At 63.2% G+C, this 18,498-nt stretch carries 14 protein-coding genes and 4 tRNA genes; all 18 read left to right on the forward strand.

Annotated features, from left to right (window positions below):
- Window positions 1–257 precede the first annotated feature (257 nt).
- The 18 genes from ETC07_RS11305 to fusA all read left to right on the forward strand — a co-directional run bounded on the left by ETC07_RS11305 (window position 258) and on the right by fusA (window position 18,476).
- Window positions 258–497 carry a hypothetical protein gene (locus ETC07_RS11305; protein WP_136248631.1) on the forward strand — a complete coding sequence of 80 codons (240 nt, stop codon included), beginning with the start codon at window positions 258–260 and terminating at the stop codon, window positions 495–497.
- A gap of 159 nt (window positions 498–656) precedes the next feature.
- On the forward strand, window positions 657–1,637 hold the full coding sequence (locus ETC07_RS11310; RefSeq protein ID WP_136248632.1) for a biotin--[acetyl-CoA-carboxylase] ligase: 981 nt from the start codon (window positions 657–659) through the stop codon (window positions 1,635–1,637).
- Window positions 1,637–2,476, forward strand: coding sequence for a type III pantothenate kinase (locus ETC07_RS11315; RefSeq protein WP_136248633.1), 840 nt, complete (start codon window positions 1,637–1,639; stop codon window positions 2,474–2,476). The genes ETC07_RS11310 and ETC07_RS11315 overlap by 1 nt, the downstream gene beginning before the upstream one ends.
- Before the next feature lie 117 nt (window positions 2,477–2,593).
- Window positions 2,594–2,677: transfer RNA gene (locus ETC07_RS11320), tRNA-Tyr, on the forward strand.
- Window positions 2,678–2,725: 48 nt separating this feature from the next.
- A tRNA-Gly gene (locus ETC07_RS11325) sits at window positions 2,726–2,799 on the forward strand.
- Window positions 2,800–2,811: 12 nt separating this feature from the next.
- Window positions 2,812–2,886 (forward strand) — tRNA-Thr (locus ETC07_RS11330).
- Window positions 2,887–3,036: 150 nt separating this feature from the next.
- Window positions 3,037–3,112: transfer RNA gene (locus tag ETC07_RS11335), tRNA-Trp, on the forward strand.
- Between the two features lie 73 nt (window positions 3,113–3,185).
- Window positions 3,186–3,554, forward strand: a complete 369-nt coding sequence (gene secE / locus ETC07_RS11340; protein WP_136248634.1) for a preprotein translocase subunit SecE — start codon at window positions 3,186–3,188, stop codon at window positions 3,552–3,554.
- A gap of 8 nt (window positions 3,555–3,562) precedes the next feature.
- Window positions 3,563–4,096: a transcription termination/antitermination protein NusG gene (gene nusG, locus ETC07_RS11345; protein WP_136248635.1), complete on the forward strand. Its 534-nt coding sequence runs from the start codon at window positions 3,563–3,565 to the stop codon at window positions 4,094–4,096.
- 92 nt (window positions 4,097–4,188) lie between these two features.
- Window positions 4,189–4,620 carry a 50S ribosomal protein L11 gene (rplK, locus tag ETC07_RS11350; RefSeq protein ID WP_136248636.1) on the forward strand — a complete coding sequence of 144 codons (432 nt, stop codon included), beginning with the start codon at window positions 4,189–4,191 and terminating at the stop codon, window positions 4,618–4,620.
- 2 nt (window positions 4,621–4,622) lie between these two features.
- Window positions 4,623–5,315 carry a 50S ribosomal protein L1 gene (gene rplA, locus ETC07_RS11355; RefSeq protein WP_136248637.1) on the forward strand — a complete coding sequence of 231 codons (693 nt, stop codon included), beginning with the start codon at window positions 4,623–4,625 and terminating at the stop codon, window positions 5,313–5,315.
- A gap of 269 nt (window positions 5,316–5,584) precedes the next feature.
- Complete coding sequence (gene rplJ, locus ETC07_RS11360) at window positions 5,585–6,088, forward strand: 50S ribosomal protein L10 (protein ID WP_136248638.1); 504 nt, start codon at window positions 5,585–5,587, stop codon at window positions 6,086–6,088.
- 89 nt (window positions 6,089–6,177) lie between these two features.
- Window positions 6,178–6,549, forward strand: coding sequence for a 50S ribosomal protein L7/L12 (rplL, locus tag ETC07_RS11365; RefSeq protein ID WP_136248639.1), 372 nt, complete (start codon window positions 6,178–6,180; stop codon window positions 6,547–6,549).
- Window positions 6,550–6,782: 233 nt separating this feature from the next.
- Window positions 6,783–10,862, forward strand: a complete 4,080-nt coding sequence (gene rpoB, locus ETC07_RS11370; RefSeq protein ID WP_136248640.1) for a DNA-directed RNA polymerase subunit beta — start codon at window positions 6,783–6,785, stop codon at window positions 10,860–10,862.
- 86 nt (window positions 10,863–10,948) lie between these two features.
- Complete coding sequence (rpoC, locus tag ETC07_RS11375; protein WP_136248641.1) at window positions 10,949–15,166, forward strand: DNA-directed RNA polymerase subunit beta'; 4,218 nt, start codon at window positions 10,949–10,951, stop codon at window positions 15,164–15,166.
- A gap of 182 nt (window positions 15,167–15,348) precedes the next feature.
- A complete protein-coding gene (gene rpsL / locus ETC07_RS11380) occupies window positions 15,349–15,723 on the forward strand; it encodes a 30S ribosomal protein S12 (RefSeq protein WP_136248642.1) in 375 nt (124 codons plus the stop codon).
- A gap of 131 nt (window positions 15,724–15,854) precedes the next feature.
- Window positions 15,855–16,325: a 30S ribosomal protein S7 gene (rpsG, locus tag ETC07_RS11385; protein ID WP_136248643.1), complete on the forward strand. Its 471-nt coding sequence runs from the start codon at window positions 15,855–15,857 to the stop codon at window positions 16,323–16,325.
- Window positions 16,326–16,355: 30 nt separating this feature from the next.
- Window positions 16,356–18,476 (forward strand): elongation factor G, encoded by a 2,121-nt coding sequence (gene fusA / locus ETC07_RS11390; RefSeq protein WP_136248644.1) that lies wholly within the window; start codon window positions 16,356–16,358, stop codon window positions 18,474–18,476.
- The last annotated feature ends 22 nt before the right edge of the window (window positions 18,477–18,498 follow it).

Here is an 18,498-nt window from a genome sequence, read left to right on the forward strand (position 1 = left end):
CAGGGGCCTGCCCGAGCCCCGCACCCGACGACGTGAAAGCCGAGCCTCCGGGCTCGGCTTTCTTGTGCCTGGCTATGTCGAAGAGGCGGTCGGGCAGGCGAGAGGGCGATGCCGCGTCGGTCGCGGAGGAGGCGATGTCGGCACAAGGCGACATATTGGCCTAACGGCCGGGGTTTCTATGCTGGCCGAGCGCTTTCAGGCAGGCTAGGCTGTGGGAGCAACCACCCGGAAACGAGACATCTCAGGAGGAGAGTTTCATGACGACCCAATCGATGCTGCGCAAGATCGCTCTCGCAAGCTTCATCGGCATGATGGCCTTCGGCTTGGCGGCCTGTGAGGAGGAGGGGCCGGCTGAGCAGGCTGGAGAAAACATCGATGAGACCATGAACGATGCCGGTGAAAGCATGGATGAGACCATGGACCAGGCTGGTGAGTCCGTCGAGGAGATGGGCGAGAACGTCGAGGAAACTGCCGACGAGGCCGATTCAGGGTACTGAGTGACCTTGGCGCCTCGGGCGTGAGGCGTGACGCGAGGAAAGGCCGGGCGAATGCCCGGCCTTTCCTGTTACGGCCTCATGCCAGGGAGATGACCTTGAAATTTCCGGCGGCGCGGCAGTTCCGCTAGAATGAGGCTTTTTCCCGGCTGGGGCGCGTGCATGACCATTGGTGACCTGATCCGCCTGTTGAGCGACGGCGAATTCCATTCCGGCGAACAGCTGGGCGAGCGGCTGGGCGTGTCTCGTGCCGCCGTCTGGAAACAGTTGCGCAAGCTGGAATCGCTGGGTATTCCCATGGAGGCGGTCAAGGGGCAGGGGTATCGCCTGGCCGAGCCCATGGAGCTGCTCGATGGCGCCGCGATCGTCGCCGGCCTGTCGCGGGAGGTGCGTCAGCACGTCAATCGCTTGTTCGTCGAGGAGACGCTGCCCTCGAGCAACTCGTTCCTGCGCGAGCGCTTCGAGCAGGGCGCGGGGCATGGCGAGGTCTGCCTCGTGGAGCAGCAGAGTGCCGGCAAGGGGCGCCGTGGACGAACCTGGGTGACCCCCTGGGGGCGCACCCTGATGTTCTCCATGGGTTGGCGAGTGGAATCCGGTGTGGCGGCCCTCGAGGGCCTCAGCCTGGCCGTCGGCGTCGTTCTGTCACAGGTCCTGGAGCGTCACGGGGTGCGTCCGCGCCTCAAGTGGCCTAACGACGTGTTGATGGAGACGGAGGAGGGGCAGCTAGGCAAGCTGGCGGGTATTCTGGTCGAACTGAGCGGTGACGCGACCGGCCCCTGCGAGCTGGTGGTCGGCATGGGCATTAACGTCGATCTTCCCCACACCTTCCGGGAGGGTATCGAGCAGCCGGTAGCCGCCGTGCGCGACCAGGCGCCGGGGCTGTCGCGCAACCAGCTGGCCGTGGAGCTGCTCGATGGGCTAATGCCGCTGTTGGCCGACTTCGAGCACCGGGGTTTCGCCGCCTGGCAGGAGGCCTGGAACGCGCGCCATGCCTTCGAGGGGCGCGAGGTGGAGGTGATCCGCGGCACGCGTCGCGAGTCGGCGGTCGCCGAAGGGGTGGATGAGGCCGGTAATTTGTGGGTGCGCCGCGAGGGTAAGCGGGAGCGTCTCGCCGGCGGCGAGATCAGCGTGCGGGGGCGCTAATGATCCTGGATCTGGATATCGGCAATACCCTCTCCAAGTGGCGGCTCAAGGACGTCGAGAGTAGCGAGATCCGCTCTCGAGGTGCGGTCTGGACGCGAGAGGAGTGGCGCCCCGGGGCCGACATCCCCGACCTGGACGTGGTGGAGGCGGTGAGGATCTCCAGCGTCGCGCGCCAGGCGGTGCTGGCCCGAACCGTGGCCCTGTTGCAGCGTCGGGTGCGCCACGTGTATGTGGCGCGCTCCGAGCCCGAGGCGTTGGGGGTCAGCAACGGCTATCAGGAGCCGCGGCGGTTGGGAGTAGATCGCTGGATGGGCGTGCTAGCCGGCTATCAGCTGGCCGGAGGCTGCTGTGCCGTCGACTGCGGCAGCGCCATCACCGTGGACTTCGTGCTCCCCGGGGGGCGGCATCTAGGTGGTTATATTCTGCCTGGACTGAGGCTGATGAAGGAAAGCCTGAAGCTCGGCACCCGCAATGTGGCGATCGATCCGGACAGCGAGGCCGACGCCCTCCTGGCGCCGGGCGAGCGAACGGTGGAAGCCGTCAATCACGGCATCTACATGGCGGCGGTGAGTGCCGTGAATCGTATCTACAGCGAGGTCTGCGATCGTGAGGGGGTAGCGTTGCCGCTGCTGCTGACCGGCGGTGATGCCCGGGTGGTATCGCGGGGCGTGCAGGTTCCACATGCGGTCTGGCCGGACATGGTGTATGGCGGGTTGGAAGCCAGCTTTCCACTGACGGCCGCAGAGCGCGCGGGGCGGATGTCTGGCGCGCCGGTGGTGCCTGGTCGGGTGCCGCTGGAAAAGATACGCGCGGGCCTTGCGTTCTCTATGATGCTTTGACACAATGCGTCGCGTTCTAGGGAGGAAGGCGCGCCGAGGCCGCTGCACTTCGCCAAGAAGATTGGTAAAACAATCACTTGACACCTAGAGCTGGAGCGGTAAAATGCTCCGCCAGTTGGAGGGGTTCCCGAGTGGCCAAAGGGAGCAGACTGTAAATCTGCCGCGAAAGCTTCGAAGGTTCGAATCCTTCTCCCTCCACCAGGTTTGGTCGCACTTGTTAAGACGAGTGGTGGCAGCAAGAGCGGGCAGGCGGGCATAGTTCAATGGTAGAACCTCAGCCTTCCAAGCTGATGATGCGGGTTCGATCCCCGCTGCCCGCTCCAAGCTAAGTTTTTGCTCATGTAGCTCAGGGGTAGAGCACACCCTTGGTAAGGGTGAGGTCGACGGTTCAAATCCGTCCATGAGCTCCAAATTGAGAAGGCGAGCGTAGGCTCGCCTTTTCTTTTTCCCCGGCCGGTGCCGTTCAGGATCGGAAATGGGGTTGTCAGTTCGGGTGGCATTCGCTATGATGGCGCCCGCTGTCGCTGAGGTCTCCCGCAAAGGGTGGCCGCGGAAGCAACAGGCCAGTAGCTCAATTGGCAGAGCAGCGGTCTCCAAAACCGCAGGTTGGGGGTTCGATTCCCTCCTGGCCTGCCAGTCTTCCCCAGGCTGGTGAGATTTCTTGTATCTTTCATGTTTCGATTGCCGCACCTTGAGGAGTCTCGTTTTTATGAAACATAACGCCGAGGTGCAGGAGTCGCGCCACGACGGGCTCAAGTGGGCGGTGGTCGTCATTCTGCTGGTTCTTGCCGTGGTCGGTAATACCTATTTTGCCGATCAGGCGCTGCTTTACCGTGTGCTTGGCGTCGTCGCCTTGAGTGTGGCGGCGGCGGGGGTGGCGCTGACCACCACCAAGGGACGTGAGCTTGTCGAGCTGGCTCTCAGTGCCAAGAAGGAAATTCAGCGCGTCGTCTGGCCGACCCGCCCCGAGACCGTGCAGACCACCGGCATCGTGCTGGCCGCCGTCGTGGTCGTGGGGCTGGTTCTGTGGCTCATCGACACGCTTCTTGGCTGGGCCATGTCCGGCGTCATTGGTTAGGAGTCTTCATGTCCAAGCGTTGGTACGTCGTTCACGCCTACTCCGGCTTCGAAAAGCATGTCATGCGCTCGCTCACCGAGCGCGTGAAGATGTACGGCATGGAGGATCGCTTCGGCGAGATTCTGGTGCCGACCGAAGAAGTCGTCGAGATGCGTGACGGCAAGCGCCGCAAGAGCGAGCGCAAGTTCTATCCCGGCTATGTGCTGGTCGAGATGGAAATGCACGACGAGACCTGGCATCTGGTCAACGAGACGCCTCGAGTCATGGGTTTCATCGGCGGCACCAAGGAAAAACCGGCGCCGATCACTCAGAAAGAGGCCGATGCCATCCTCAGTCGCGTCAAGGACGGCACCGAGAAGCCGCGGCCCAAGACGATGTTCGAGCCGGGGCAGTCCGTGCGCGTCGTCGACGGCCCGTTTGCCGACTTCAACGGCGTCGTCGAGGAAGTCAATTACGACAAGAGCCGCCTGCAGGTCAGCGTGCTGATCTTCGGGCGAGCTACGCCGGTCGAGCTGGAGTTTTCTCAGGTCGAGAAAGAGTAACCGGCTCGCCGCGCCGAGATTCGTGACGGCCGCCCATGGCGGCCGTCTTCACCGGGGAGCCGCAAGGCGCTATCACCCATCTGGAGTAAATCATGGCCAAGAAAGTACAGGCTTACATCAAGCTGCAGGTCGCAGCCGGTAAAGCCAATCCGAGCCCGCCCGTGGGTCCCGCCCTGGGTCAGCACGGCGTGAACATCATGGAGTTCTGCAAGTCGTTCAACGCCGAGACGCAGAACCTCGAGGCGGGTCTGCCGACCCCCGTGGTGATCACCGTCTATTCCGATCGCAGCTTCACCTTCGTCACCAAGACGCCGCCCGCCGCCGTCCTGCTGAAGAAGGCCGCTGGCATCAAGTCCGGCTCCGGTGAGCCGAACAAGACCAAGGTCGGCACCGTGACTCGTGAGCAGCTCGAAGAGATCGCTCAGGCGAAAGAGCCGGACCTGACGGCCGCCGATCTCGACGCCGCGGTGCGTACCATTGCCGGTAGCGCCCGCAGCATGGGCCTCAACGTGGAGGGTCTCTGATCATGGCTAAGCTTACTAAGCGTGCACAGCAGATTCGCGAGAAGATCGAGCCGAACAAGGCGTATTCCCTCGAGGAAGCCGTGGCCCTGCTCTCCGAGCTGTCCACCGTCAAGTTCAACGAGTCCCTGGATGTTGCCGTTAACCTCGGTGTCGATCCGCGTAAATCCGACCAGGTCGTGCGTGGCGCTACCGTCATGCCGAACGGTACCGGCAAGGACGTGCGTGTCGCCGTCTTTACCCAGGGTGCCAACGAAGAAGCCGCCAAGGAAGCCGGTGCCGATATCGTCGGCATGGACGACCTGGCCGAGCAGGTCAAGAAAGGCCAGCTCGACTTCGACGTGGTCATCGCCTCGCCGGACGCCATGCGCGTCGTCGGTCAGCTGGGTCAGATCCTGGGTCCGCGCGGCCTGATGCCGAACCCCAAGGTCGGCACCGTGACCCCGGACGTGGCCACTGCCGTCAAGAATGCCAAGGCCGGTCAGGTGCGTTTCCGTACCGACAAGAATGGCATCATCCACGCCACTCTCGGCAAGGTCGACTTCGATGCCGACGCGATTCGCGGCAACCTCGAAGCCCTGATCGCCGATCTGCGGAAGCTCAAGCCGAGCACTTCCAAGGGCGTGTATTTCAAGAAGATCTCCGTGTCCACCACCATGGGTCCGGGTCTGACCGTCGATCACGCCGCGTTCGTTTAACGCCGCGATCGACACGAGCAAGAACTTTGCGGTCCCCGTGCACGGCGTCGATGAGAGCCGGCGGGGCACCGTCAAAGACCGCAGGTGCCGCCTCGTCCTAGAGGCGGCTTAATCGCCCCTCGGGGCCGCCTGCGCAGATGGTGTGGCCGCCAGATATCTGGTGGGCACCATCACCCAGGACCCCCGGCAGGCGCCTCGATGGCTCGGCCGGGGGAGATGGTAACCACCGGAATCCTCTGCGGAGATTCCGGCACGAAGGAGTGATCACCGTGCCACTAGCACTCGAAGGCAAGAAGGCCATTGTTGCCGAGGTCAGTGAAGCGGCCAAGGATGCTCTCTCCGTCGTCGTTGCCGATTCTCGTGGCGTCCCGGTCAGCAAGATGACCGACCTGCGCAAGCAGGCCCGCGAGAATGGCGTGCAGATCCGTGTTGTCCGCAACACCCTGGCACGCCGCGCCCTCGAAGGCACCCAGTGGGAGTGCCTGAACGAGACCTTCGTGGGTCCGACTCTGCTGGCCTTCTCTACCGAGCATCCGGGCGCCGCCGCCCGTCTGTTCAAGGAGTTCGGCAAGTCCGAGGAAGACTTCGAGGTCAAGGCGCTGGCATACGAAGGCGAGTTCATCCCGGCGAGCGATCTCGACCGCCTGGCGACCCTGCCGACTCATGACGAGGCCATCGCCAAGCTGATGTCCGTCATGAAAGAGGCGTCTGCCGGCAAGCTGGTTCGTACCCTCGCCGCGCTGCGTGACCAGAAGGAAGACGAGGCCGCCTGAACGGCGAGCTCGACCCCTTCTCGCGAATCGAATATTGAATCACCGAGCCATCGGTCCGCCGAGGCTCCCGCAAAGTTAGGAACGTGAAAATGGCACTGACCAAAGAAGACATCATCAACGCCGTCGCCGACATGACCGTGATGGAAGTCGCCGAGCTGATCGAAGCGATGGAAGAGAAGTTCGGCGTGACCGCGGCTGCCGCCGTCGTCGCTGGCCCGGGTGGCGGCGAAGCCGCTGTCGAAGAAGAGCAGACCGAGTTCGACCTGGTGCTGACCGCTGCCGGCGACAAGAAGGTCAATGTCATCAAGGCCGTCCGCGAAATCACCGGCCTGGGCCTGAAGGAAGCCAAGGGCGCCGTCGACGGCGTGCCGGCTACCCTGAAGGAAGGCATGTCCAAGGAAGACGCAGACGAAGCCAAGACCAAGCTGGAAGAAGCCGGCGCGAGCGTGGAGCTCAAGTAATCCTTGTGCCCATGGCTTCACGCGCTGCGTAAGCTTCCATGGCTGGTGGCGGGACACCCGCTGCCGGCCTTTTTCTGTTGTCGCTAGGCGGTTCGCCCTTCGGGCCTCCGCTAGCCGAATTCCGACGGCGAGCCTCCCTCCGGGGGCTTGCCGTCAGCGCCTGACGGAGCCGCGTCCGTCGGGTGGCGCCGACACGCATCGGTCACCCATGGTGAACAAGCTGGGGAATACAGATGGCTTACTCATACACTGAGAAAAAACGCATCCGCAAGGATTTCGGCAAACTGCCCCAAGTGATGGATGTGCCTTACCTGCTGGCCATCCAGCTTGATTCCTATTACGACTTTCTCCAGCAGGATCGGTCGCCCGACGAGCGCTTCGATCTCGGCCTGCATGCCGCCTTCCGGTCGGTCTTCCCGATCGAGAGCTTCTCCGGCAATGCTGCGCTGGAATACGTCAGCTATCGTTTTGGCACTCCGGCCTTCGACGTCAAGGAATGCCAGCTGCGTGGCGTCACCTACTCGGCTCCCTTGCGCGTCAAGGTCCGCCTGATCATCTACGACAAGGATTCGTCGAACAAGGCGATCAAGGACATCAAGGAGCAGGAAGTCTACATGGGGGAGATCCCCCTGATGACCGAGAACGGTACCTTCGTCGTCAATGGTACCGAGCGCGTCATCGTTTCCCAGCTGCACCGCAGCCCGGGCGTGTTCTTCGATCACGACAAGGGCAAGAGCCACTCCTCCGGCAAGCTTTTGTATTCCGCTCGGGTGATTCCCTACCGCGGTTCCTGGCTGGACTTCGAGTTCGATCCCAAGGACAACGTCTTCGTGCGTATCGACCGTCGCCGCAAACTGCCGGCCTCGGTATTGCTGCGCGCGCTGGGCATGAGTGCCGAGGAGATCCTCGACGAGTTCTTCGACACCAGCACCTTCCACATCGAGAAGAGTGGCTTCTCCGTGGAGCTGGTGCCGTCGCGCCTGCGCGGCGAGACCGCGACCTTCGACATCAAGGATGGTGACGCCAACGTCATCGTCGAGGAAGGTCGCCGCATTACCCAGAAGCACATCCGTCAGCTGGAACAGGCCGGCCTCGAGCGTCTCGAGGTGCCGATGGATTACCTGTTCGGCAAGACCCTGGCCAAGGATCAGATCGATCCCAATACCGGCGAGCTGATCTGTGCCTGCAACACCGTGATCACTCCGGAGGTGCTGGAGTCGCTGGGTCAGGCCGGCCTGACGCGTCTGGAGACGCTCTACACCAACGACCTGGATTGCGGCTCGTTCATCTCCGACACCCTGCGGCTGGACACCACCGGGTCTCAGCTCGAGGCGCTGGTCGAGATCTACCGCATGATGCGCCCCGGCGAGCCGCCCACCAAGGAAGCCGCCGAGACGCTGTTCAACAACCTGTTCTTCACCGAAGACCGTTACGACCTGTCCGGCGTCGGTCGCATGAAGTTCAATCGCCGTCTGCGTCGCGATGGCGACGAGGGCGCGGGGGTGCTCAATCAGCGCGACATCCTCGACGTGCTCGGCGAGTTGATCAGCATCCGTAACGGTTTCGGCGACGTCGATGACATCGACCACCTGGGCAACCGCCGCATCCGTTGTGTCGGCGAGATGGCCGAGAACCAGTTCCGCGTGGGCCTGGTGCGTGTCGAGCGCGCGGTCAAGGAGCGCCTCTCCATGGCGGAGAGCGAGGGCCTGATGCCTCAGGACCTGATCAACGCCAAGCCGGTCGCCGCGGCGGTGAAGGAGTTCTTCGGCTCCTCGCAGCTGTCGCAGTTCATGGACCAGAACAACCCGCTCTCCGAGGTGACGCACAAGCGTCGTGTGTCCGCCCTCGGCCCGGGTGGCCTGACGCGCGAGCGCGCCGGCTTCGAGGTGCGTGACGTTCACGCCACCCACTATGGCCGCCTGTGCCCGATCGAGACGCCGGAAGGTCCGAACATCGGCCTGATCAACTCGCTGGCCACCTATAGCCACACCAACAGCTACGGCTTCCTCGAGACGCCGTACCGCAAGGTTGTGGACAGCCAGGTGACCGACGACGTGGTGCATCTCTCGGCGATCGAGGAGGGCGACTTCGTCATCGCCCAGGCCTCGGCGACCGTGAACGAAGGCAATCAGCTGGTCGATGACCTGGTGCAGGTCCGCCACCGCGGCGAGACCACCTTCATGCGTCCCGAGCAGGTCACCCTGATGGACGTCTCGCCGCGTCAGGTGGTCTCCGTGGCCGCGGCGCTGATTCCGTTCCTCGAGCACGATGACGCCAACCGTGCCCTGATGGGCGCCAATATGCAGCGTCAGGCGGTGCCGACGCTACGCGCCGAGAAGCCGCTGGTGGGTACCGGCATGGAACGCTTCGTGGCGCGCGACTCCGGCGTCTGCGCCGTGGCGCGCCGTGGCGGCACGATCGATTCGGTCGACGCTCGCCGGGTGGTGGTCCGGGTCAACGAGGACGAGATCATCGGCGGCGAAGCCGGCGTCGATATCTATAACCTGACCAAGTACCTGCGCTCCAACCAGAACACCTGTCAGAACCAGCGCCCGATCGTGCGCACGGGTGATCGCGTGACGAGCGGTGACATCCTGGCCGACGGTCCGTCCGTCGACATGGGTGACCTGGCCCTGGGCCAGAACATGCGCATCGCCTTCATGCCGTGGAACGGCTACAACTTCGAGGACTCCATCCTGCTCTCCGAGCGGGCCGTCCAGGAAGACCGTTTCACCACCATCCACATCCAGGAACTGACCTGCGTCTCGCGTGACACCAAGCTGGGTGCGGAGGAGATCACCTCCGATATTCCCAACGTCGGCGAGTCGGCGCTGTCTAAGCTGGATGAGGCGGGTGTCGTCTATATCGGTGCCGAGGTCGGCGCGGGCGATATCCTGGCCGGCAAGGTCACGCCCAAGGGCGAAACCCAGCTGACGCCGGAAGAAAAGCTCCTGCGTGCCATCTTCGGTGAGAAGGCGTCCGACGTGAAGGACACCTCCCTGCGTGCCCCGACCGGCATGAAGGGCACCGTCATCGACGTTCAGGTGTTCACCCGCGACGGCGTGGAGAAGGACTCCCGGGCGCTCTCCATCGAGCAGCAGCAGCTCGATGAGGTGCGCAAGGATCTCCAGGAGACCTACCGCATCGCCGAGCAGGCCACCTTCGAGCGCCTGCAGCGCACGCTGGTCGGTCAGACGGTCAACGGTGGTCCCCAGCTCAAGAAGGGTGATGTGCTCAGCGATGAGTATCTCGACGAGCTGCCGCGTCAGCAGTGGTTCAAGCTGCGCATGCAGGACGAGAGCCTCAACGAGCTGCTGGCTCAGGCCGACGAGCAGCTGGAGATTCGCCGCAAGGAGATGGACGAGCGGTTCGAGGACAAGAAGCGCAAGCTCACCCAGGGCGATGACCTGGCGCCGGGCGTGCTCAAGATCGTCAAGGTCTACCTAGCCATCAAGCGTCGCCTGCAGCCGGGTGACAAGATGGCCGGTCGTCACGGTAACAAGGGTGTCATCTCGGCCATCATGCCGATCGAGGACATGCCCTTCGACGACAACGGCGAGCCCATCGACCTGGTGCTCAACCCGCTGGGTGTGCCCTCGCGGATGAACGTCGGCCAGATCCTCGAGACCCACCTGGGCATGGCCGCACGCGGCCTCGGGGTGAAGATCGAACACATGCTACGCGACGCCCGCGACCAGCAGGTGGGGCAGATCCGCGAGTTCCTGGGCAAGGTCTACAATACCGAGTCGAGCACCCGGGTCGAGGATATCGATTCGCTCTCCGACGAAGAGGTGATCACCCTGGCCAAGAACCTCAAGGCAGGGGTGCCGATGGCCACGCCGGTCTTCGACGGTGCTCGCGAGCAGGAGATCAAGCATCTGCTGACCCTGGGCGACCTGCCGGAGTCCGGTCAGATGACCCTCTATGACGGGCGTACCGGCGATGCCTTCGATCGCTCGGTCACCGTGGGTTACATGTACATGCTGAAGCTCAACCACCTGGTGGATGACAAGATGCACGCGCGTTCCACCGGCTCTTACTCCCTGGTGACCCAGCAGCCGCTGGGCGGCAAGGCGCAGTTCGGTGGTCAGCGCTTCGGGGAAATGGAGGTCTGGGCCCTGGAAGCTTATGGCGCCGCCTACACCCTTCAGGAAATGCTCACCGTCAAGTCCGACGATGTGGAAGGCCGCACCAAGATGTACAAGAGCATCGTGGATGGCGACCACACCATGCAGGCGGGCATGCCGGAGTCCTTCAACGTGCTGGTGAAGGAAATCCGCTCGCTGGGCATCGATATCGAACTGGAGAGCTGAGGCTGCCGCTAGGCGCTTCGCAGTAATGACGGTCCGCGGGGGCGTGCGCGCCCCTGCCCATGACAACTCCGCAACGGAGCCGACCCATGAAAGATTTGGTGAAAGTCCTCAAATCGCAGTCTCAGTCCGACGAGTTCGACGCGATCAAGATCACGCTGGCGTCGCCGGACATGATTCGCAGCTGGTCCTTTGGCGAGGTCAAGAAGCCAGAGACCATCAACTACCGTACCTTCAAACCGGAACGGGATGGCCTGTTCTGCGCCAAGATCTTCGGCCCGGTGAAGGATTACGAGTGCTTGTGCGGCAAGTACAAGCGCATGAAGCATCGTGGCATCATCTGCGAGAAGTGCGGCGTAGAGGTCACCAAGGCCGCCGTGCGTCGTGAACGCATGGGTCACATCGAGCTGGCAAGCCCGGTCGCGCACATCTGGTTCTTGAAGTCGCTGCCGTCGCGCATCGGCATGTTCCTGGACATGACCCTGCGCGACATCGAGCGCGTGCTGTACTTCGAGAGCTTCATGGTCGTCGATCCGGGCATGACCACGCTCGAGCGCGGCCAGCTGCTCAACGACGAGCAGTACTTCGAGGCCCTCGAGGAGTTCGGTGACGACTTCGATGCCCGCATGGGTGCCGAGGCCGTCCAGGCGATGCTCAAGGATATCGATCTCGAGGAAGAGATCGAGCGTCTGCGCGAGGAGATCCCGCAGACCAACTCCGAGACCAAGATCAAGAAGCTGTCCAAGCGCCTCAAGCTGCTGGAGGCCTTCCAGGGCTCCGGCAACGACCCGGCGTGGATGGTCATGGAAGTGCTGCCGGTGCTGCCGCCGGACCTGCGTCCGCTGGTGCCGTTGGACGGTGGTCGCTTCGCGACCTCGGATCTCAACGACCTGTACCGTCGCGTGATCAACCGCAACAACCGTCTCAAGCGGCTGCTCGATCTCAACGCGCCGGACATCATCGTGCGCAACGAGAAGCGCATGCTGCAGGAAGCGGTCGACGCGTTGCTCGATAACGGCCGCCGCGGCCGCGCCATCACCGGATCGAACAAGCGTCCGCTGAAGTCGCTGGCCGACATGATCAAGGGCAAGCAGGGTCGCTTCCGTCAGAACCTGCTGGGCAAGCGTGTCGACTATTCCGGCCGTTCGGTGATCACCGTGGGCCCGACCCTGCGCCTGCACCAGTGTGGCCTGCCGAAGAAGATGGCGCTCGAGCTGTTCAAGCCGTTCATCTACTCCAAGCTGCAGTCGCTGGGCTACGCCTCGACGATCAAGGCCGCCAAGAAGATGGTCGAGCGTGAGCTGCCGGAGGTGTGGGACATCCTCGCCGATGTCATCCGCGAGCATCCGGTGCTCTTGAACCGCGCCCCGACCCTGCACCGTCTCGGCATCCAGGCCTTCGAGCCGCTGCTGATCGAGGGCAAGGCGATCCAGCTGCACCCGCTGGTGTGCGCCGCCTACAACGCCGACTTCGACGGTGACCAGATGGCGGTCCACGTGCCGCTGACCCTGGAAGCCCAGCTCGAAGCCCGTGCGCTGATGATGGCCACCAACAACGTGCTGTCACCGGCCAACGGCGAGCCGATCATCGTGCCGTCCCAGGACGTGGTGCTGGGTCTGTATTACATGACCCGCGAGCGCATCAACGCCAAGGGCGAGGGCATGGTGCTCTCCGATCTCAATGAGGTCGAGCGCGCCTTCGGTACGCAGAGTGTCGACCTGCACGCCCGCGTCAAGGTGCGCCTCGATGAGGTGGCCATCGACGAGGAGAGCGGCGAGCGGACCGAGACCCGCAAGATCTACGACACCACCGTGGGTCGTGCGCTGCTGTTCCGCATCCTGCCCGAGGGCGTGTCCTTCGAGCTGATCGATCAGCCGATGAAGAAGAAGGCGATCTCTCAGCTGATCAACGAGGTGTATCGCTGCGCCGGCCTCAAGCCCGCGGTGATCTTCGCCGACCAGCTGATGTACACCGGCTTCCGCATGGCCACCTGGTCCGGCGCCTCCATCGGCGTCAACGACTTCGTCATCCCGGATGCCAAGGCCGAGATCGTCGAAGGCGCCGAGGAAGAGGTCAAGGAAATCGAAGACCAGTTCTCCTCGGGTCTGGTGACCGCGGGCGAGAAGTACAACAAGGTCATCGATATCTGGGCGCGCGCCAACGACCAGGTCGCCAAGGCGATGATGACCGGTATCTCCAAGGAGAGCGTGATCGACCGCGAGGGCAACGAGGTCGAGCAGGACTCCTTCAACAGCGTCTTCATCATGGCCGACTCCGGCGCCCGGGGTAGTGCCGCCCAGATCCGCCAGCTGGCGGGCATGCGTGGCCTGATGGCCAAGCCGGACGGCTCGATCATCGAGACCCCGATCGTCGCTAACTTCCGTGAGGGTCTGAACGTACTCCAGTACTTCATCTCGACCCACGGCGCGCGTAAGGGTCTGGCGGATACGGCACTCAAGACCGCCAACTCCGGTTACCTGACGCGTCGCCTGGTCGACGTGGCCCAGGACATGGTGATCACCGAGGCCGATTGCGGCACCGAGAATGGCCTGACCCTGCACCCGGTCATCGAGGGCGGTGACATCATCGTCTCGCTGGCCCAGCGCGTGCTCGGCCGTGTGGTCGCCCAGGACGTCGTCGATCCCGAGAGCGAAGAAGTGCTGATCGAGCGTGGCACGTTGCTCGACGAAGCCTGGTGCGCCGAACTCGACACCATGGGTGTCGACGAAATCGTGGTGCGCTCGACGATCAGCTGTGACACCAGCCACGGCGTGTGCTCGTCCTGCTACGGCCGCGACCTGGCGCGTGGTCATCAGGTCAACGTCGGCGAGTCCGTGGGCGTCATCGCCGCGCAGTCGATCGGTGAGCCGGGTACCCAGCTGACCATGCGGACCTTCCACATCGGTGGCGCAGCTTCTCGTGCCTCCGCGGTGGACAGCGTCCAGGTCAAGCACGGCGGCAAGGTGCGCCTGCACAACATCAAGCACGTCGAGCGTGGCGACGGCAAGCTGGTCGTGGTCTCGCGCTCCAGTGCCCTGGCCGTCGCCGACGAGCATGGCCGCGAGCGCGAGTACTACAAGCTGCCCTACGGCGCCGAGCTGTCCGTGAAGGACGGTGAGCAGGTCGATGCCGGCCAGACCGTGGCCAAGTGGGATCCGCACACTCACCCGATCGTCGCCGAGGCCGAGGGTAAGGTGCAGTACGCGGACATGGACGAGGGCATCACCATCCACCGCAGCGTGGATGAGATGACCGGCCTGTCCTCCATCGAGGTGATCGAGTCCGCGGCGCGGCCCATGGCCGGTCGTGACAAGCGCCCGATGATCCTGCTGTCCGACGAGGCCGGCAAGCCGGTGACGCTGGCCAACTCCGACACGCCGGTACAGTATCTGCTGCCCGGCAAGGCGATCGTGACCGTCGATGACGGATCCGGGATCGGCGTCGGCGAGGTCGTGGCACGTATTCCGGTGGAAGCCACCGGTAACAAGGACATCACCGGCGGTCTGCCGCGTGTGGCCGACCTGTTCGAAGCGCGTAAGCCGAAGGAACCGGCGATCCTCGCCGAGGTCAGCGGCGTGATCAGCTTCGGCAAGGAGACCAAGGGCAAGCGTCGCCTGACGATCACCCCGGAAGCCGGCGACCCGTTCGAGATGCTGATCCCGAAATGGCGTCAGATCGCGGTATTCGAGGGTGAGGCCGTCGAGAAGGGCGAGGTGATTTCCGACGGCCCGAGCAACCCGCACGATATCCTGCGCCTGTTGGGCATCGCCGAGCTGGCGAAGTACATCACCACCGAGGTGCAGGATGTCTACCGCCTGCAGGGCGTGGGCATCAACGACAAGCACATCGAAGTGATCGTGCGTCAGATGCTGCGCAAGGTCGAGATCACCGATGCCGGTGATTCCGACTTCATCCCGGGCGACCAGGTCGAGCTGGTGCGGGCGCTGGAGCAGAATGCCGCCCTCGAGGGCGTCGACAAGTTCCCGGCCAAGTTCCAGCACCTGCTGCTGGGCATCACCAAGGCCAGCTTGGCGACCGAGTCGTTCATCTCTGCGGCCTCCTTCCAGGAGACCACGCGAGTGCTGACCGAGGCGGCGGTGACCGGCAAGCGCGATTACCTGCGCGGCCTGAAGGAAAATGTGGTCGTGGGACGCCTGATCCCGGCCGGTACTGGCCTGACGCACCATGCGGAACGTCGCCGCAAGCGTGAGGATACCGAGCAGGTGGTTCAGCCGTCGGCCCAGGATGTCGAGCAGGAGCTGGGCGCCCAGCTCACCGCGCTCGATTCGGACGACGACGAAATCTGACGTCGAGCGCCCCAAGCACGGCACCCCACGGGGTGCCGTGCTTGACGGTCGGTGGCGTCAGCCATTAGAATGCGCAGCCTTTAACAGTGGGGCGGGTACGCCCGCGCCATTAAGTAAAGGAACGCAAGACAGGAAGCGAACGGCTACTCGCTTCCGCTAAGGCAACCCATTTGGAGCAATAAATGGCTACAATTAATCAGCTCGTGCGCAAGCCGCGCAAGCGCCAGGCCGCCAAGAGCGACGTGCCTGCGCTGCAGGCCTGCCCGCAGAAGCGCGGCGTTTGCACCCGCGTCTACACGACCACCCCGAAGAAGCCGAACTCGGCCCTGCGTAAGGTCTGCCGTGTGCGCCTGACCAACGGTTTCGAGGTCGCTTCCTATATCGGCGGTGAAGGCCACAATCTCCAGGAGCACTCCGTGGTCCTGATTCGTGGCGGTCGAGTGAAGGACCTTCCGGGTGTGCGTTACCACACCGTGCGCGGTGCCCTGGATACCTCCGGCGTCCAGAATCGTAAGCAGGGTCGTTCCAAGTACGGTACCAAGCGCCCGAAGGCTTAAGCCTCCGCGTCGCATTACCGGCTACGGCCATACCAGAACATTGACATTGATACGGTCTGATAAGAGTAAGGTCGAGCGCCCTGATGGTCGTCTCGGGTTTACCTGAAGGACCCTTCGGAAGAGGGCTTATCATGCCTAGAAGAAGAGTTGCAGCCAAGCGCGAGATCCTCCCGGATCCCAAGTTCGGATCCGAGCGCCTGGCGAAGTTCATGAACCACCTGATGATCAGCGGCAAGAAGTCCGTAGCTGAGCGCATCGTCTATGGTGCGCTGGACAGGGTTGCCGAGCGTTCCAACGAAGAGCCGCTGGAAATCTTCGCCAAGGCGCTGGAAACCATCCAGCCCATGGTCGAGGTGAAGTCTCGCCGTGTCGGCGGCGCGACCTATCAGGTGCCGGTCGAGGTGCGTCCGTCGCGTCGTCAGGCGCTGGCCATGCGCTGGCTGGCCGACGCCGCGCGTCGCCGTGGCGAGAAGACCATGGTGCAGCGTTTGGCTGGCGAAATGCTGGATGCCGCCGAAAGCAAGGGTTCGGCCGTCAAGAAGCGTGAAGACGTGCATCGCATGGCAGAGGCCAACAAGGCCTTCTCTCACTACCGCTTCTAAATCGTACTGCCAACCAACGGGAGTTACATCGTGGCTCGCAAGACTCCGCTCAAGCGTTACCGCAATATCGGTATCGTGGCTCACGTCGACGCCGGTAAGACAACCACTACCGAGCGTGTCCTGTTCTATACCGGTCTCTCTCACAAGGTCGGCGAGGTCCATGAGGGCGCCGCCACCATGGACTGGATGCAGCAGGAGCAGGAGCGTGGCATCACGATCACCTCTGCGGCGACCACCTGCTTCTGGCAGGGCATGAACAAGCAGTTCGATGAGCACCGCATCAACATCATCGACACCCCGGGGCACGTCGACTTCACCATCGAAGTCGAGCGTTCCCTGCGGGTGCTCGACGGCGCCGTCGTCGTGCTGTGTGGTTCCTCCGGCGTGCAGCCGCAGACCGAGACCGTCTGGCGTCAGGCCAACAAGTACGAAGTGCCGCGCATGGTGTTCGTCAACAAGATGGATCGCGCCGGTGCCGACTACTTCATGGTTCTCGACCAGCTGAAAAGCAAGCTGGGCGCCAACGTCGTGCCGATCCAGCTCAACTGGGGCGCCGAGGACCAGTTCAAGGGGGTCATCGACCTCATTCAGATGAAGGCTATCCAGTGGGATGAAGCCAACTTCGGGATGAACTACGACCTGGTCGATATCCCGGCGGACCTGCAGGATCAGGCTGCCGAGTATCGCGAGCACATGGTCGAGTCCGCCGCCGAGGCCTCCGAGGAGCTCATGGAGCGTTACCTCGAGGAAGGCGACCTGTCCCAGGAGGACATCAAGGCCGGCCTGCGTCGTCGTACCCTCGACAACGAGATCGTGCTGGTCACCTGTGGCTCCGCGTTCAAGAACAAGGGCGTGCAGGCGGTACTGGATTGCGTCATCGAGTACATGCCGTCGCCCACCGAGGTCAAGGCCATCGAAGGCGAGCTGGACGACAAGGACGGCACCGTCGCGACTCGTGCGGCCGACGACAGTGCGCCTTTCGCGGCTCTGGCGTTCAAGATTGCTACCGACCCGTTCGTCGGCACCCTGACCTTCATCCGCGTCTATTCCGGCGTGCTGAAGTCCGGTGACAGCGTCTACAACTCCGTCAAGGAGAAGAAGGAGCGCGTCGGTCGTATCGTCCAGATGCACTCCAACTCTCGTGAGGAGATCAAGGAAGTGCTGGCCGGCGATATCGCCGCCTGCATCGGCCTGAAAGACGTGACCACCGGTGACACCCTGTGCGATCTGACCGACAAGATCGTGCTCGAGCGCATGGAATTCCCGGATCCGGTGATTTCCGTGGCCGTGGAGCCGAAGTCCAAGCCCGACCAGGAGAAGATGGGCGTCGCCCTCGGTAAGCTGGCCCAGGAGGATCCGTCCTTCCAGGTCAAGACCGACGAGGAAACCGGCCAGACCATCATCTCCGGCATGGGTGAGCTGCACCTGGACATCATCGTTGACCGCATGCGTCGCGAGTTCAAGGTGGAAGCCAACATCGGTAAGCCGCAGGTCGCCTATCGCGAGACCATCCGTCAGAGCGTCGAGCAGGAAGGCAAGTTCGTGCGCCAGTCCGGTGGTCGCGGTCAATACGGTCACGTTATCATGCGTATCGAACCGTTGACGGCCGAAGACAAGGGCGAAGATGAAGAGATGAGCTTCAAATTCGCCTCCGAAATCGTCGGTGGCGCTGTTCCCAAGGAATACGTGGGTGCCGTCGAGAAAGGGGCCTATGAGCAGCTCCAGAACGGTGTCATCGCGGGCTACCCGATGATTGACGTCAAGGTCACGCTGTTCGACGGTTCCTACCATGACGTGGACTCCAACGAGACCGCGTTCAAGGTCGCCTCTTCCATGGCGATCAAGGAAGGCGCACCCAAGGCCAAGGCCGTGCTGCTCGAGCCGGTGATGAAGGTCGAGGTCGTGACTCCCGAGGAATTCATGGGGGACGTCATGGGCGACCTGAACCGTCGCCGTGGCCTGGTGCAGGGCATGGATGATTCGCCTGGCGGCAAGGTCATCCGCGCCACCGTTCCGCTGGCTGAGATGTTCGGTTACGCCACCGATCTGCGTTCTCAGACCCAGGGTCGCGCAAGCTACACCATGGAGTTTGCGGATTACGAAGAGGCGCCGTCCAGCGTCGTCCAAGCCGTCATCAACCAGAACGGTTAACCGTTAGCTAACGTAAAGAGGT

Source organism: Halomonas borealis (assembly GCF_004798905.1).
Taxonomy (GTDB): domain Bacteria; phylum Pseudomonadota; class Gammaproteobacteria; order Pseudomonadales; family Halomonadaceae; genus Halomonas; species Halomonas borealis.